At 69.4% G+C, this 15,213-nt stretch carries 11 protein-coding genes; 10 read left to right on the forward strand and 1 reads right to left on the reverse strand.

The features are described from left to right. The first annotated feature begins 53 nt into the window (after positions 1-53). The 8 genes from ACZ3H8_RS32390 (at position 54) to exaC (ending at position 12,958) form a co-directional block, all read left to right on the forward strand. A complete protein-coding gene (locus ACZ3H8_RS32390; protein WP_467407858.1) occupies positions 54-2,990 on the forward strand; it encodes a DEAD/DEAH box helicase in 2,937 nt (978 codons plus the stop codon). Further along, a complete protein-coding gene (locus ACZ3H8_RS32395) occupies positions 2,987-4,399 on the forward strand; it encodes an SWIM zinc finger family protein (protein WP_467407860.1) in 1,413 nt (470 codons plus the stop codon). The genes ACZ3H8_RS32390 and ACZ3H8_RS32395 overlap by 4 nt, the downstream gene beginning before the upstream one ends. A 176-nt stretch (positions 4,400-4,575) precedes the next feature. After that, positions 4,576-5,157, forward strand: a complete 582-nt coding sequence (locus ACZ3H8_RS32400; protein WP_467407861.1) for an N-acetylmuramoyl-L-alanine amidase — start codon at positions 4,576-4,578, stop codon at positions 5,155-5,157. A gap of 57 nt (positions 5,158-5,214) precedes the next feature. Further along, entirely contained in the window at positions 5,215-6,468 is a 1,254-nt protein-coding gene (locus tag ACZ3H8_RS32405; protein WP_467407863.1) for a winged helix-turn-helix domain-containing protein, read from the forward strand. 186 nt (positions 6,469-6,654) lie between these two features. Beyond that, a complete protein-coding gene (locus tag ACZ3H8_RS32410; protein ID WP_467407864.1) occupies positions 6,655-8,124 on the forward strand; it encodes an aldehyde dehydrogenase family protein in 1,470 nt (489 codons plus the stop codon). A gap of 2 nt (positions 8,125-8,126) precedes the next feature. Then, the gene (locus tag ACZ3H8_RS32415; protein ID WP_467407885.1) at positions 8,127-9,707 is read left to right on the forward strand and encodes an APC family permease; all 1,581 of its coding nucleotides are present in this window, start codon (positions 8,127-8,129) and stop codon (positions 9,705-9,707) included. 22 nt (positions 9,708-9,729) lie between these two features. Then, complete coding sequence (locus ACZ3H8_RS32420; RefSeq protein WP_467407865.1) at positions 9,730-11,292, forward strand: GMC family oxidoreductase; 1,563 nt, start codon at positions 9,730-9,732, stop codon at positions 11,290-11,292. Positions 11,293-11,434: 142 nt separating this feature from the next. Then, on the forward strand, positions 11,435-12,958 hold the full coding sequence (gene exaC / locus ACZ3H8_RS32425) for an acetaldehyde dehydrogenase ExaC (RefSeq protein WP_398991683.1): 1,524 nt from the start codon (positions 11,435-11,437) through the stop codon (positions 12,956-12,958). Between the two features lie 62 nt (positions 12,959-13,020). Here the strand turns inward: exaC and ACZ3H8_RS32430 are convergent, their stop codons facing one another. Beyond that, positions 13,021-13,524, reverse strand: coding sequence for a hypothetical protein (locus ACZ3H8_RS32430; protein ID WP_467407866.1), 504 nt, complete (start codon positions 13,522-13,524; stop codon positions 13,021-13,023). Positions 13,525-13,633: 109 nt separating this feature from the next. Between ACZ3H8_RS32430 and ACZ3H8_RS32435 the strand changes: the two genes are divergently transcribed. Together ACZ3H8_RS32435 and ACZ3H8_RS32440 are read left to right on the forward strand one after the other, a co-directional pair. Then, positions 13,634-14,080 carry a hypothetical protein gene (locus ACZ3H8_RS32435; protein WP_467407868.1) on the forward strand — a complete coding sequence of 149 codons (447 nt, stop codon included), beginning with the start codon at positions 13,634-13,636 and terminating at the stop codon, positions 14,078-14,080. A gap of 434 nt (positions 14,081-14,514) precedes the next feature. Then, positions 14,515-14,994, forward strand: a complete 480-nt coding sequence (locus ACZ3H8_RS32440) for an SMI1/KNR4 family protein (RefSeq protein ID WP_467407869.1) — start codon at positions 14,515-14,517, stop codon at positions 14,992-14,994. Positions 14,995-15,213: the final 219 nt, after the last annotated feature.

The raw sequence follows: 15,213 nt of genomic DNA on the forward strand, positions 1-15,213 counted from the left end.
TACCCTCGGCGGCTCGGTCCGCAGTAGTCAAATTTGAGGAATGCGTCATAGCTGTGCACATGCCCCCCGCGGCAACGCCCTCCCCGGTCGCCGAACTCACCCGCTGCTCCGCGGTCTTCGTGCCCGCCGACCCGTCCCGCACCGGACGCGTCGCCTTCTGGCGTCCCGATGGCAACGAGCCCCCGGCCGCGCCCGGACCACGCTCGCACCCCGTCGAGCCACTCACCGTGGTCGGCGACGACGCCCGCCCGCAGTCCGTACCAGCGCTGCTGCTGCCGGTACCGGACGCGCTGCCTGTCCTCACCAGGGCACGGGCCGGCGCGGACGCCTCCCCCGCGGCCGCCTTCTGGGGCGCGGCGGCCGTCCTCGCCCTTCAACTCGCCGCACGCGGGCTGCTGTTGCCGGGGCTGACCGCCGCCGATCACGACGCCTGGCGGGTCGGCCCGCTCACCCCACAGGACCTGGAGCGGGTGCGTACGCTCGCGGCATCGATGCCGCCGGCCGCGCACGCCGTGCCGCTGGACGAAGCGGCCGATCCCGTGCTGCTGCCCGAACCGGAGCGGCTGCTGCGGGCGTTCCTGGACGCGGTCGCGGACGGTCTGCCGCGCACCCCCGCCGCGCCGATCGCCGCCGGAAGCCCCGCCTTCGCTGCGCCCGAGCCGCAGCACCTCCCCGACCAGCGCGCCTGGGCTGCGGACGTTGCCGCTGGGCACGACGCGGGCGTACGGCTTTCCCTGCGCGTCGAACTGCCGGGGCTGGCAGAGGCCGAGGCGGACGGCGAAGGCACCGGCGAAGGCCCGGTCTTCCGTGCAGTCCTGCAGATGCACAGTGTCAGCGATCCGACCGTCGTCATGGACGCCGCCGACGTCTGGTCAGGACGTTCGGGGACGGCCTTCGGTCCGCGCGCCCGGATGGACGCCCTGCTGGCGCTGCACCGCGCCGCCCGCGCATGGACGCCGCTCACCCCGCTGCTCCACGCCGCCGTGCCGGACGCCGTCGAACTCGCCGACGAGGAGGTCACCGAGCTCCTCGGCGAGGCGGCCAGGGCACTGGCAACGACCGGCGTGCAGGTGCACTGGCCCAAGGAGATGGCGCGCAAACTCACCGCGCGTGCCGTGATCGGCCCACCCGGGGAAGCGGAGACGGGAGCGGAGCCCGAAGCGGAGACCAAGGGCCCGCGGAAGGACGATTCCGGGCTGCCCTCCTTCCTCTCCGCCGACGCTCTGCTGGCCTTCAACTGGAGGTTCGCGCTGGGCGATCAGCAGCTCACCCGCGCCGAGCTGGACCGCCTCGCCGAAGCCGGCAGGCCCATCGTGCGCCTGCGCGACCAGTGGGTGCTCATCGACCCCGAGGAGGCCAGGCGCGCCCGCGAGAGCCAGGACCGCAAGCTGACTCCGGTCGACGCGCTCGGCGCCGCGCTGACCGGCTCCACCGAGGTCGACGGCCGCCGCGTCGACGTAGCGGCATCCGGGTGGCTGGCGCGGCTGCGCGACCGGCTCGCCGACCCCGAGGGCGGACAGCAGGAGATCGGCCAGCCGGCCGCGCTCGCCGCGACGCTGCGCGACTACCAGCTGCGCGGCCTCAACTGGCTGAACCGGATGACCTCGTTCGGCCTCGGCGGCTGTCTCGCCGACGACATGGGCCTGGGCAAGACCATCACGCTCATCGCGCTCCATCTGCACCGGCAGACCGACGCGTCGGCTGCGGGCCCCACGCTCGTCGTCTGCCCGACGTCTCTGATGGGCAACTGGCAGCGCGAGATCGGGAGGTTCGCCCCGGGCACACCGGTACGGCGCTTCCATGGCGCCTCGCGAGATCTCGACGCGCTCGCGGACGGCGAGTTCGTACTTACGACGTACGGCACGATGCGCCTGGACGCCGCGGTCCTCGCCAAAGTGCCCTGGGGCATGGTCGTCGCCGACGAGGCGCAGCACGTCAAGAACCCGTACTCCGCCACCGCCAAGCAGCTGCGCACCATCGGCGCAAAGGCGCGCGTCGCGCTCAGCGGCACGCCCGTGGAGAACAACCTGTCCGAGCTGTGGGCGATCCTCGACTGGACCACACCCGGGCTGCTCGGCCGGCTCGGCACCTTCCGTACGCGCTATGCGCAGGCGGTCGAGGGCGGCAACGATCCCGCCGCCGCCCAGCGACTGGCGGCGCTGGTACGGCCGTTCCTGCTCCGTCGGCGCAAGTCCGACCCGGGCATCGCCCCCGAACTGCCGCCCAAGACCGAGACCGACCGAGCCGTGTCACTGACCAAGGAGCAGACAGGACTGTACGAAGCGGTGGTACGCGAGACCCTCGCCGCGATCTCGGAGTCCGGCGGCATGGAGCGGCGCGGCCTGGTGGTGAAGCTGCTCACCGCGCTCAAGCAGATCTGCAATCACCCGGCGCAGTACTTGAAGGAGCACAGCCTGAAGGAGCACAGCCTGAAGGAGGTGCGGCCCCGGATCGCCGGCCGCTCCGGGAAACTGGAGCTGCTGGACGAGCTGCTCGACACGATCCTGGCCGAGGAGGCGAGCGTGCTGGTCTTCACCCAGTACGTGCAGATGGCGCGGCTGCTGGAACAGCATCTGGCGGCGCGCGGGGTGCGTACCCAGTTCCTGCACGGCGGCACGCCGATCGCCGAGCGCGAGGCGATGGTGAACCGCTTCCAGGACGGTGAAGTGCCCGTCTTCCTGCTGTCGTTGAAGGCGGCGGGCACCGGGCTGAACCTCACCCGTGCCGAGCATGTCGTGCACTACGACCGCTGGTGGAACCCGGCGGTCGAGGCGCAGGCCACCGACCGCGCGTACCGCATCGGCCAGCACCGCCCCGTACAGGTCCACCGGCTGATCGCCGAGGGGACCATCGAGGACCGGATCGCGGACATGCTGGCGCGCAAACGGGAGCTGGCGGACGCGGTACTCGGCTCCGGCGAGGCCGCGCTGACGGAACTGACCGACGCCGAGCTGGCGGATCTGGTGGAGCTGCGAGGGAGCGGGCGATGAGCGGCGGGGACGAGATGGAGCGGACGTTCGGCGCGTTGCCGCCGGCGCGCGGACGTGGCTTCGCGCAAACATGGTGGGGCCAGGCCTGGCTCAAGGCGCTGGAGGACACGGCGCTCGACGGCGAGCAGCTGAAGCGGGGCCGCAGGCATGCGCGCGAGGGCGCGGTCGGTGCGGTGTCGGTGCGTCCCGGGCGGATCACCGCCGTCGTACGGGACCGGGACGGCACCGCGCAGCGCAGCGATGTGCTGCTGCAGGAGCTGACCGAGGCCGAGTGGGACCGATTCCTGGACATGGCGGTCGACCGTGCGGGGCACATCGCGGCGCTGCTGGACCGGGAGATGCCGCCGCACCTGGTGGAGGACGCGGCGGCTGCCGGGGTCGAACTCCTTCCGGGGATCGGCGACTTGGAGCCCGAGTGCGCGTGCGAGGCGTGGGACCACTGCCCGCACACGGCGGCCCTGTGCTACCAGGTGGCGCGGCTCCTGGACCAGGATCCGTTCGTGCTGCTGCTGATGCGCGGACGCGGGGAGCGCAGGCTGCTGGACGAGTTGCAGATACGGAGCGTGGCTCGGGCGACTGCCTCGGCGGCGCCGGAGCTCAAGAGTGAGCGGCCTGTGGGTGTGCGGGCCGACGAGGTGTTCGCGGCGCGGGACATCCTGCCGCCGCTGCCCGCTCCCCCATCGGTGCCCGACGAGCCCGGCCTGCCGCCCGCGCTGGACACCGAGACCGCTCCGGCGGCAGGTGTCGACCCCGCGGCGCTGGAGTTCCTGGCCGCGGACGCGGCGGCGCGGGCGCACCGGATGCTCACGGAGGCGCTCTCGCCCGGGCACGGGCTTCAGCCGCCTGAGCCCGAGTTGAACCGGGACCAGGATGCGGTACGGCTCGCGTCCGCGGCGCCCTCACCGGCGATCGCGGGGCGTCTGGCCGCGGGCACGGCGCGGCAGCGCGCCGAGCTGGAACTTGCCGTACGCGCCTGGCAGTTCGGCGGTGTGGCCGCGCTCTCGGCACTCGAGGAGGAGTGGACGCCGGAGCCCGAGGTCCTCGCGCGGGCGAGTACAGCGCTTGCGGAGGCATGGGAGGAGGCGGACCGGCCGCAGTTGCGGGCGGCGGGCCCGGCCCGCTGGACGGTGGTGGGCGCGGAGGCGCAGCTGCGCCTGGGGCGTGACGGTCGCTGGTGGCCGTACCGCAAGGAGCGGGGCCGCTGGGCGCCGGCCGGACCCGCGGACCACGATCCGGCGGCGGCGCTGGCGGGCGTCCTGGGCGAGACGGGCGAGACCGGCACGCCGCCCCGGACCGGCGCGCTCGGCGGTACCGGCGCGCTGGGCGGTACCGGCGCGCTCGGCGGTACCGGCGCGCTGGGCGGTACCGGCGCGCTCGGCGGTACCGGCGCGCTGGGCGAAGTCGGCTGAACATCCGTGCCGTGGCCGGTGCGCGGATGAATGCCCGGATGACATCCATGCTCGTCCCGGTACGGCGGTTCGTGGGCAGCACCCTCCCGGTCACGTAACCCTGTCCCGGCCATCGCAGTTGGAGCTGGTGCGGCGGGAGATCCACATGCCCCCGCCCCCCACCAGGAGAGGCCCCCATGGACCGTAGACAACTGATTCAGGGTGCCGCCGCCGCGGCCACCGCCGGCGTGCTGCTGCCCGCCGCCCGTGCGTATGCGTCCACCCGGGCGAACACCGACCGTCCGTCGGCGCACTGGGCGCCGGCCTCTGCCTCCAACTACACGGTCTCCAGCCGTCCTTCGGAGTATCCGGTGCAGTATGTGATCATCCATGTGACGCAGGTGACCTTCGCCGTCACGCTGGGGATCTTCCAGAACCCGGCGAAGAAGGTCTCCGCGCACTATGTGGTGCGCTCGTCGGACGGTGCTGTCGCGCAGTGCGTAGAGGAACGCAACGTCGCCTGGCACGCGGGCAATTGGGACTACAACACGCGCAGCGTCGGCATCGAGCACGAGGGCTGGGTGGACCAGCCGAAGTACTTCACGCACGCACTGTACGAGCAGTCCGCGGCGCTCACCGCCTCGGTCTGCGACCGGTACGGCATCCCCAAGGACCGGGCGCACATCATCGGCCACAATGAGGTGCCCGGCGCCACCCACACCGACCCGGGACCGCTGTGGGACTGGACACGCTATATCCGCCTGGTCAACTTCGCCTGACGCGGGGACGCTTGTCGCCATTCGCCGATGGGGTCACGATGGGCTCAGGAGGCCGAGGTGAGCGACGCATGGGTGGCCCTTGAGTCCGGCGCGGATCCGACGGAGCGGATCGCCGTGCTGCGCAGGGCGTACGACTCGTATCTGACCGCGGGACGGGTCGAACGGCCGGTCCGCTCCGTTGTGGCCGACTCCTGGCGGCGTTCGGCGCGCGCCCGTGTCAGCCCGGAGGGCACAGCGGGCGTCGAGCTGGACGCCGACGCGCTGGCGGCGTACCGCGGGAGTCATCCGCTGGCGCGGGTGATGCCGCTGGTGCGGGAGCTGATGGGTGTGTACGCCATGGACGGCGAGCATCTGGTCGCGGTGTGCGACGCGCACGGTCGGCTGCTGTGGGTCGAAGGGCCTGACGCCACGCGCCGGAAGGCGGACCGGATGAACTTCGTGCCGGGTGCCCGCTGGGCCGAGGCGGTCGCCGGTACGAACGCCCCGGGCACGGCGATCACCGTGGACCGGCCCGTGCAGGTCTTCGCCGCCGAGCACTTCCGGCGGCCGGTGCAGGCCTGGACGTGCGCGGCGGCCCCGATCCACGATCCGGCCACCGGGCGGCTGCTCGGCGCGGTGGACATCACCGGCGGGGACCGGCTGGCGCATCCGCACAGCCTCGCGTTCGTGGGGGCGGTGGCACGGGCCGCCGAGTCACAGCTGGCGCTGCTCGCCCCGCCGCCCGCCACCGGCCGGGTACAGCTGTCGGCGCTGGGGCGGGACGAGGCGCTGCTGGTGGCGGGCGGCCGCAAGGTGCGCCTGAGCCGCCGGCACAGCGAGATCCTCGTGGTGCTGGCTCACCGCCCCGAGGGCGTCGGCGGCGACGAGCTGCTGATGGAGCTGTACGAGGACGAGTCGGTCACCCCCGTGACGCTGCGGGCGGAGCTGTCCCGGCTGCGCGGGCTGCTGGGCCCTGAGCTGCTGCGCTCGCGCCCGTACCGGCTCGCGGTACCCGTCGACGCGGATTTCGACACGGTGGCGCGGCGGCTGGCGTCGGGGGCGGTGACCGGGGCGCTGAGCGCGTACGCCGGTCCACTGCTGCCCGCCTCGCAGGCGCCGGCGGTGGCGCGGCTGCGCCGCCGTCTCGAGGACCAGCTGCGGGCGGCGCTGATCGCGCGCGGCGATCCGGGGCTGCTGGCGGACTGGGCCTACAGCCCGTGGGGCGAGGACGACCTCCCGGTGTGGCGGGCGCTGGCCGCCGCACTCCCCGTACAGCAGCGTCCGTCCGCGCTCGCGCGCGTACACGAACTGGATGCCTCGCAGGGGTCGTGACCGCTGTCGCCCGGCGCACACCCGACCGCATTCGAACACATGGACGGAGATTTTCCCCACCTGATGACGGCTCCCGCACTGCGAAAGGGGCCCGATCTCCTTACTGTCAATGGGTGAGGCACTACGGGGCATGGCCCGGCCGGGCCCGTGTCGGGTGCCCGCTCATCCGAAGCCGGAGGAGTCCCCATGCCGGAGCTGTTCATCGGCGGTAAGTGGACCGCCGCGGTCGACGGGCATGTTCGTGAGATCCGCTGCCCTGCGGACGGCACCCTTGTCGCGACCGTAGACGAGGCGGGGCCGAAGGACGCCGTGGCGGCGATCGCCGCGGCCCGTGACGCCTTCGACCGCGGACCGTGGCCCGGCACCCCGGCCGCTGAACGCGGCCGGCTGCTGCTGCGCGTCGCCGACCTGCTGGAACGCGACAAGGACGCACTCGCTCGCGCCGAATCCCTGGACACCGGGAAGCGGCTGGTGGAGAGCGAGTACGACATGGACGACATCGCCAAGTGCTTCCGCTACTTCGGCAATCTGACAGCCTCTGGCGGCAGCGACCGGATCGTCGACACCGGCAATCCGGAGGCGGACAGCCGGGTGGTGCACGAGCCGGTCGGCGTATGCGCGCTGATCACTCCGTGGAACTATCCGCTGCTGCAGACCGCCTGGAAGGTCGCCCCGGCGCTCGGCGCGGGCAACACCTTCGTCCTCAAGCCCAGCGAGCTGACCCCGCACACCGCGATCATTCTGATGCGCCTGCTGGCCGAGGCGGGGCTGCCGGACGGGGTGGCCAATCTGGTGCTGGGTGCGGGTCCCATGGTCGGCGCGCCACTCACAGCGGACCCGCGGGTCGATCTGGTGTCGTTCACCGGCGGGCTCCTGACCGGGCGCCGCATCATGGCCGCCGCCGCGCCCACCGTGAAGAAGGTCGCCCTGGAGCTGGGCGGCAAGAACCCCAACATCGTCTTCGCCGACGCCGACTTCGACGCCGCGGTCGACTACGCGCTGATGGCGGTGTTCCTGCACTCCGGGCAGGTCTGCTCGGCCGGGGCGCGGCTGCTGGTCCAGGAAGAGCTGCACGACAGGTTCGTCGACGCGGTGGTGGCGCAGGCGCAGGAGATCCGGCTCGGCGGCCCGTTCGACCAGAACGCCCGCACGGGGCCGCTGATCTCCGCCGCCCATCGCGAAAAGGTCGAGGCCTATGTCGCGGCGGGCATCGCCGAGGGCGCGGTGCTGCGCTGCGGCGGCGCGCGGCCCGACGACCCGGCTCTGCAGGACGGCTTCTACTACCCGCCGACCGTGCTGGACGAGTGCACACCAGGCATGTCGGTGGTGACCGACGAGTCGTTCGGCCCGGTCCTCACCGTCGAGCGGTTCCGCGACGAGAGGGAGGCGGTCGCGCTCGCCAACGACACCGTCTACGGGCTGGCCGGGGCGGTCTGGTCGCAGGACGTCGGCCGGGCGCACCGGGTTGCCTCCCAGCTGCGCGCCGGAACCGTATGGATCAACGACTTCCATCCGTACGTCCCGCAGGCCGAGTGGGGCGGTATGAAACAGTCCGGCTTCGGCCGCGAACTGGGCCCCGCGGGTCTCGCGGAGTACCAGGAAGCCAAGCACATCTGGCGCAACCTCGCCCCCCGCCCCCAGAGGTGGTTCGCATGAGCATGGACGCCGGCCCAGGGCCGGACCCCACCGGACCCGCCGGCGCCGCCCGGACCCAGAGCCAGGACGACGACGATGCGCTCGGTGTACTCGGCTACCGTCCGGAACTGAAACGGACCCTCGGCAACTTCCACACCTTCGCCGCCGGGATCAGCTACATCTCGATCCTGACCGGCACCTTCCAGCTGTTCTACTTCGGCGTCAGCTTCGGCGGCCCGGCGTACTGGTGGTCCTGGCCGATGGTCTTCGCCGGCCAGCTGATGGTGGCGCTGTGCTTCTGCGAGCTCGCCGCCCGCTACCCGGTTGCCGGGTCCGTCTACAACTGGTCCAAAACCATGGGCGGCCCGCACATCGGCTGGCTCGGCGGCTGGATGATGATGACGGCCACCATGGTCACACTGTCGGCCGTGGCGCTCGCCTACCAGATCACGCTGCCGCAGATCGACGACTGGTTCCAGTTCGTGGGTGACGGGAGCGGCAAGACCGACGCGGCCGCCAACGCCGTTCTCCTCGGCACGGTGCTCATCCTCTTCTCCACCGTGGTCAACGCCTTCGGTGTCCAACTCATGGCGCGCATCAACTCGGCGGGTGTGTTCATCGAGTTGGTCGCCGCGGTCGCACTCATCGTCTTCCTGGCGGCACACATCACCCGCGGTCCCAGCAGCGTCCTGACCGAGACGTACGGGCTCGGCAGCGGCCAGACCCTCGGCTACTTCGGCGCGTTCCTGACGGCGTCGCTGGCCTCGGCGTATGTGATGTACGGCTTCGACACGGCGTCGTCGCTCGGCGAGGAGTCGCACGACCCGAGCCGCAACGCGCCCCGCGCCATCCTGCGGGCCCTGATCGCGTCCTTCATCATCGGCGGTCTGATCCTGCTCTTCGCCCTCATGGCGGTGCCGGATCTGTTCGCCAAGGAGCTGTCCACGGCCGGTCTGCAGTACGTGGTCCTGGAGACGCTCGGTTCGACGATCGGCGAGATCTTCCTGTGGTGCGTGGTCATCGCGATCACGGTCTGCGTACTGGCCGTGCACGCAGCCGGCATCCGGCTGATGTTCGCCATGGCCCGGGACAACAACCTGCCCGCGGGCTCGCTGCTCGCGCGGGTCAGCCCGCGCTTCAAGACGCCCGTGGTGCCCGCCGTAGTGATCGGCGTCGTGGGTGTCGTCATCCTCGTCATCAACATCAACCAGCCGCAGATCTTCTCGGTGATCACCAGCATCGCGATCATCATGATCTACGTGGCGTATCTCCTGGTCACCACGCCCATGCTGATCCAGCGGCTGCGCGGCAACTGGCAGCCCGCCGAGGGAAAGTTCTCGCTCGGCAGGTTCGGACTGCCCGTCAACATCATGGCCGTGCTGTGGGGCGCGGCCATGTCGATCAACCTTGCCTGGCCGCGCGCCGAGGTCTACAACGCGACCGGTCCCCAGCACTGGTATCTGCGCTGGGGCGCGTTCCTGTTCGTCGGCGCGGTCGCCCTCGGCGGCTTCGCCTACTACTGGTTCGTGCAGCGGCACCGCACCGGCGTACTCGCCGAGCACCGGGCCGTCGTCGAGGACGCGGCGCCGCCCGCCACCTCCTGACCTCCTCGATCCTGGAGATGCGATGTCCGCACAGAGCCCCGCCCACGAGTTCGACTATGTGGTGGTCGGCGGCGGCACGGCCGGCGCCGTCATCGCCGCGCGCCTGACCGAGAACGCGGACGTCAGCGTCTGCGTACTGGAGGCGGGGCCCTCGGACGTCGGTGACGACAGCATCCTCCGGCTCGACCGCTGGATGGCCCTGCTGGAGTCCGGCTACGACTGGGACTATCCGGTGGAACCGCAGGAGAACGGCAACAGCTTTCTGCGGCAGGCCCGGGCCAAGGTGCTCGGCGGCTGCTCGTCGCACAACTCCTGCATCGCCTTCTGGGCACTGGCCGAGGACCTCGACGAGTGGGGCGCGATGGGCTGTACGGGCTGGAGCGCCGAGGACTGTTTCCCTCTCTACCAGCGCCTGGAGAGCAATGACGCGCCCGGGGAGCACCATGGCCGCTCGGGCCCTGTCACCATCCGCACCGTACCGCCGAACGACGCGTGCGGCAGGGCACTGCTCGCCGCCTGCGAGGCGGTCGGCATCCCCACCACGCCGTTCAACAGCGGCACCACGGTGGTGCGCGGGGCGAACTGGTTCCAGATCAACGCCCGTCAGGACGGCACCCGTTCGTCCGCCTCTGTGTCCTATCTGCACCCCGTTCTCGGCAGGCGGCCGAACCTGGAAGTGCGCACCGAACTGCAGGCCAAGCGGCTGCTGTTCGGCGCAGACGGGCGCTGCACGGGTGTCGAGTACCTGGAGCCCGACACCATTCACAGCGGGTCGGTCTCGGCGCGCCGCGAGGTGATCGTCTCCTGCGGCGCCATCGACTCGCCCAAGCTGCTGATGCTGTCGGGCATCGGACCTGCCGGGCATCTGCGGGAGTGCGGTGTCGATGTGCGGGTCGACTCCCCCGGGGTCGGCTCCCGTCTCCAGGACCACCCGGAGGGCGTGATCATGTGGGAGGCGAAGCAGCCCATGGTCACCTCGTCCACGCAGTGGTGGGAGATCGGCATCTTCGCCGACACGGAACCGGGCCTGGACCGGCCCGACCTGATGTTCCACTACGGCTCGGTGCCGTTCGACATGAACACCTACCGGCGCGGCTATCCGACGTCCGACAACGCCTTCTGTCTCACCCCGAACGTCACCCGCGCCCGCTCGATGGGCACCGTGCGGCTGCGTACCCGTGACTTCCGGGACAAGCCGAAGGTCGACCCGCGCTACTTCACGCACGAGCACGACATGAGGGTGATGACGTACGGCCTGCGGCTCGCGCGCAAGATCGCCGCCCAGGCCCCGATGGCGGAGTGGGCCGGCAAGGAGCTCGCTCCCGGGCAGGCGCTTCAGTCCGACGAGGAGCTGTTCTCGTATATCCGCGAGACCCACAACACCGTCTACCACCCTGCGGGCACGGTTCGGATGGGCACGGCGGACGACGCGGACGCGCCGCTCGATCCGCAGCTGCGGGTCAAGGGCGTCAGCGGGCTGCGGGTGGCCGACGCATCCATCATGCCGATCCTGACGACGGCCAACCCGTGCATCACGACGATGATGATCGGCGAGAAGTGCGCAGACCTGATCAAGTCGGCCTGAGTGATGATCAATTGACCGGCCGTCGTGCTCGTGCAACACGGCGTGCCATACATCGTGCAACCTGGCTGCAACGTCCGGGCTCCTAGCCTCGCGGCGAGCGCCGTCCAAAGGCGGGCGGCACCCTCACCGGGAGGCCATGGAGATGACCCGATACGCAGCGCCGGGCAGCGACGGCGCACTCGTCTCGTACCAGTCCCGCTACGACCACTGGATCGGCGGCGAGTACGTACCACCGGCCCGCGGCCAGTACTTCGAGAACCCGAGCCCGGTCAACGGCCGCCCCTTCACCGAGATCGCCCGCGGCACCGCCGAGGACGTCGAGCGCGCCCTGGACGCGGCGCACGCGGCAGCGCCCGGCTGGGGCCGCACCTCGGCCGGCGACCGCGCCACGATCCTGCTGCGGATCGCCGACCGGATGGAGTCCCATCTGGAGGAGCTGGCGGTCGCCGAGAGCTGGGAGAACGGCAAGCCGGTCCGCGAGACGCTGGCCGCCGACATCCCGCTGGCCATCGACCACTTCCGCTACTTCGCGGGCGCCCTGCGCGCCCAGGAAGGCTCGCTCAGCGAGGTCGACGACGACACCATCGCGTACCACTTCCATGAGCCGCTCGGCGTCGTGGGCCAGATCATCCCCTGGAACTTCCCGATCCTGATGGCCACCTGGAAGCTGGCACCCGCACTGGCCGCGGGCAACGCGGTGGTACTCAAACCGGCCGAACAGACCCCGGCCTCCATCCACTTCTGGCTGAGCCTGGTCGCCGATCTGCTGCCGCCGGGAGTCGTCAACATCGTCAACGGCTTCGGCGTGGAGGCCGGCAAGCCGCTCGCGTCCAGCCCGCGCGTCGCGAAGATCGCGTTCACCGGGGAGACCACCACGGGGCGGCTGATCATGCAGTACGCCTCCGAGAACATCAAACCGGTCACCCTGGAACTCGGCGGCAAGTCCCCGAACATCTTCTTCGACGACGTCTCGGCCGCAGACGACGACCTGCGCGACAAGGCGCTCGAAGGCTTCACGATGTTCGCCCTCAACCAGGGCGAGGTGTGCACCTGCCCCTCACGCGCACTGATCCAGCGCGGCCACTACAGCGAGTTCCTGGAGGCGGGCATCGCCCGCACCGAACAGATCGTGCCCGGCCACCCCCTGGACACCGACACGATGATCGGCGCGCAGGCCTCCAACGACCAGCTCCAGAAGATCCTTTCGTATCTGGACATCGGCCAGCAGGAGGGCGCGAAGATCCTGACGGGCGGTCAGCGAATCGAGTACGACGGCGAACTGGCGGGGGGCTACTACGTCCAGCCCACGGTCTTCGAGGGCGACAACCGGATGCGGGTCTTCCAGGAGGAGATCTTCGGCCCGGTCGTCGCTGTCACGTCCTTCGCGGACTTCGACGACGCGATCAAGACGGCGAACGACACGCTGTACGGGCTCGGCGCGGGCGTGTGGACGCGGGACATCAACACGGCGTACCGGGCGGGGCGCGCCATCCAGGCGGGGCGGGTCTGGACGAACTGCTACCACGCGTATCCGGCGCATGCGGCGTTCGGCGGCTACAAGCAGTCCGGGATCGGCCGGGAGAACCACAAGATGATGCTGGAGCACTACCAGCAGACGAAGAACCTGCTGGTGTCGTACTCCCCGAAGAAGCTCGGCTTCTTCTAGGGCCACGAAGGAAGGCGCCTGACCTGGGCTTTTACCCGTCAGGCGCCTTCCGCGCGATCCACTCACGACGCAGCCCGGATTATGCGTCCTATCCCAGTTCCTTCCGCCTCTATCCCACTCCTGACCAGCGGTTCCGGACCAGTCGCGGACCAGATCCGGCACTCAGTCGGGGGGGCTGCGGCTTCGCCACGCCGGTCCCACTCCTGCATGGACTGCTCGATGAGCCGGTTCGCGTGCTCCTGGATGCCGGCAGGGAACTTGGCATAGTGGCGGAAGAGAACCTCGATGCTCTGCCCGGCACGGCGCGCGCACTCGGCCGGGTCCACGCCGGAGTGCAACCAGAACGAAATCCCGGCGTGCCTGAGGTCATAGGGCCGCTTTGCGAGGAGCGAGGCCCGCCCGACCGGAGTCAGGACATAGTCGCGCGCCCGCGCCCACGTCTTGCCGTAGGCGGCGGCCTCGACGTAACCGCCGGCTTCGTTGCGGAAGAGCCGGCCATCGGGGGCCACTCCGAATCGGTCGATGTGGCCTCGGAGCATCCGCACGAAGGCAGGGGGTATCGGCACGGGGCGTGTCGCCTTGGCGGCACGACGCTTCAGGGAGTGGATTTCGTGCACCTCGCCGCTGTCAGTCCACTCCTTACCTGACGCCACAACGCCACCTGTGAGGTTGGGCATGCCCCACCCCGTCTTCGGGAGGTGTGGCGGCGGAATCCCTAAGAATCTGGAAAGTGAACTCAACAAGCTCAACGTCACGATATTCAAAGCGGGAGTGAATGATCACGCCGAGATCGCTGCACAAAAGTACCGTGCAGACGCGAGCCGACAGACAGGCGACCTGGGCGGAAAGATCGTCAAAGTCGGAAATACCTACTCAACCAACAGGATATGCGGGCCACAGTGCGCTAAAGGGTTCACGAAGTTCATCGGTAACCCGTCTATAAAGCTCGCCGAGGACGATCGGGGAGTGATGAATGGGAAAATCATCAACGATGAGGCGATCAAGAATATCCGAGTAATGCAAGGACTCCGCGTCAATCAAGGGAAGGCGACCACGGTCATCTTCCGATGGCTCGGGGGCGGGTTGGGCGGTCGAGGGGGAAGCGGAATACGGCCGCGTTAGGCTGGGGCTCGTTCCAGTGAAGGTGTCCTAGTAGTTGCTAGAGTTCTTGGCTCCGGTCGACCCGAGAGGGCCGACCGGAGCCAAGAATTTAGCTGTCCCGTCGGGTCTGCCCCCAAGATCGTGAAGTTCCCCCCAATAGCGCCCAGTTCTCGCGTCACTACGGCCGCCGATCACGCAGAAAGGCAGACCGGTTCCGCTGCATCCCTAAATTCGTCCGCGTACGGCTTGCTATTCTTGCCCGCTAATTGGGCTGCTATCTCAGGGGCTCAATCACCCCAAGGCTCAACCTGTCAAGAGCTGAAGGGAGCTTCAAAGTGCGGCGTGCGCCTGCTTCCGATCATGTTCAGCAGACCTGCAGGACCCATTATTTTTCTGAATCGGTGACATCGGCTGGTACTTGACACCTGCGAGCGAGGTGGGACAGTATTGATGACATGACCGAGGACGAAATTGTAAACGCCCTGAGTGAAGCAGCGGCTGGATCGAATGAGGTTGAGTTCGCATCGCCGGAAGCAATTTCCGAGGCGGAGCAGGTGATCGGTTTTCCTCCGCCTCCTTTGCTGCGGCGGATATATATGGAAGTGGCGAATGGAGGATTCGGGCCGAAGAACGGTGGTGTTCTCGGGGTGCCGGGAGCCGAGCCAATCGATGACTGGGAGGATATTGTCGAAGCTTATCAAGCATTTGGATCCGACCCTGAAATTAACGTTCCTCCAGGTTTCGTGTGGTTGGTTGACTGGGGTTGCGCGATTTGGTCTATCATGGATTGCAGTGACGGAAATGGGCGCATGTGGGGATGGGATCCGAACGCTGGCCTCGATGGTGCACTTTTTCCGCAGAATATGAACCTAGCTGAATGGTTGACTGCATACCTGGACGGGAGTCTAGTCATTCCCGAGAGGCCGTCGGAATGACATTCTCGGCCTTTTTGTGGCCAGCGGGATCGCAGGGCCTCGGCAAAGTTGCGCGATGTCTGGTTTGTGGGTCTTCGGTGTCTTCCGTGGTGGCCCGCAAGGAGGTGCGATGACGACTTTGTCTGGCCCTGTCTCACATTCGGTGGTAACGCAGTGTGGGGCTATCCGAGGAGGATGCGGTGGCGGAGGAGGGTGAAGCCCGCTCTGCCGTACATCTGC

The organism is Streptomyces sp. NPDC002868 (assembly GCF_055563295.1).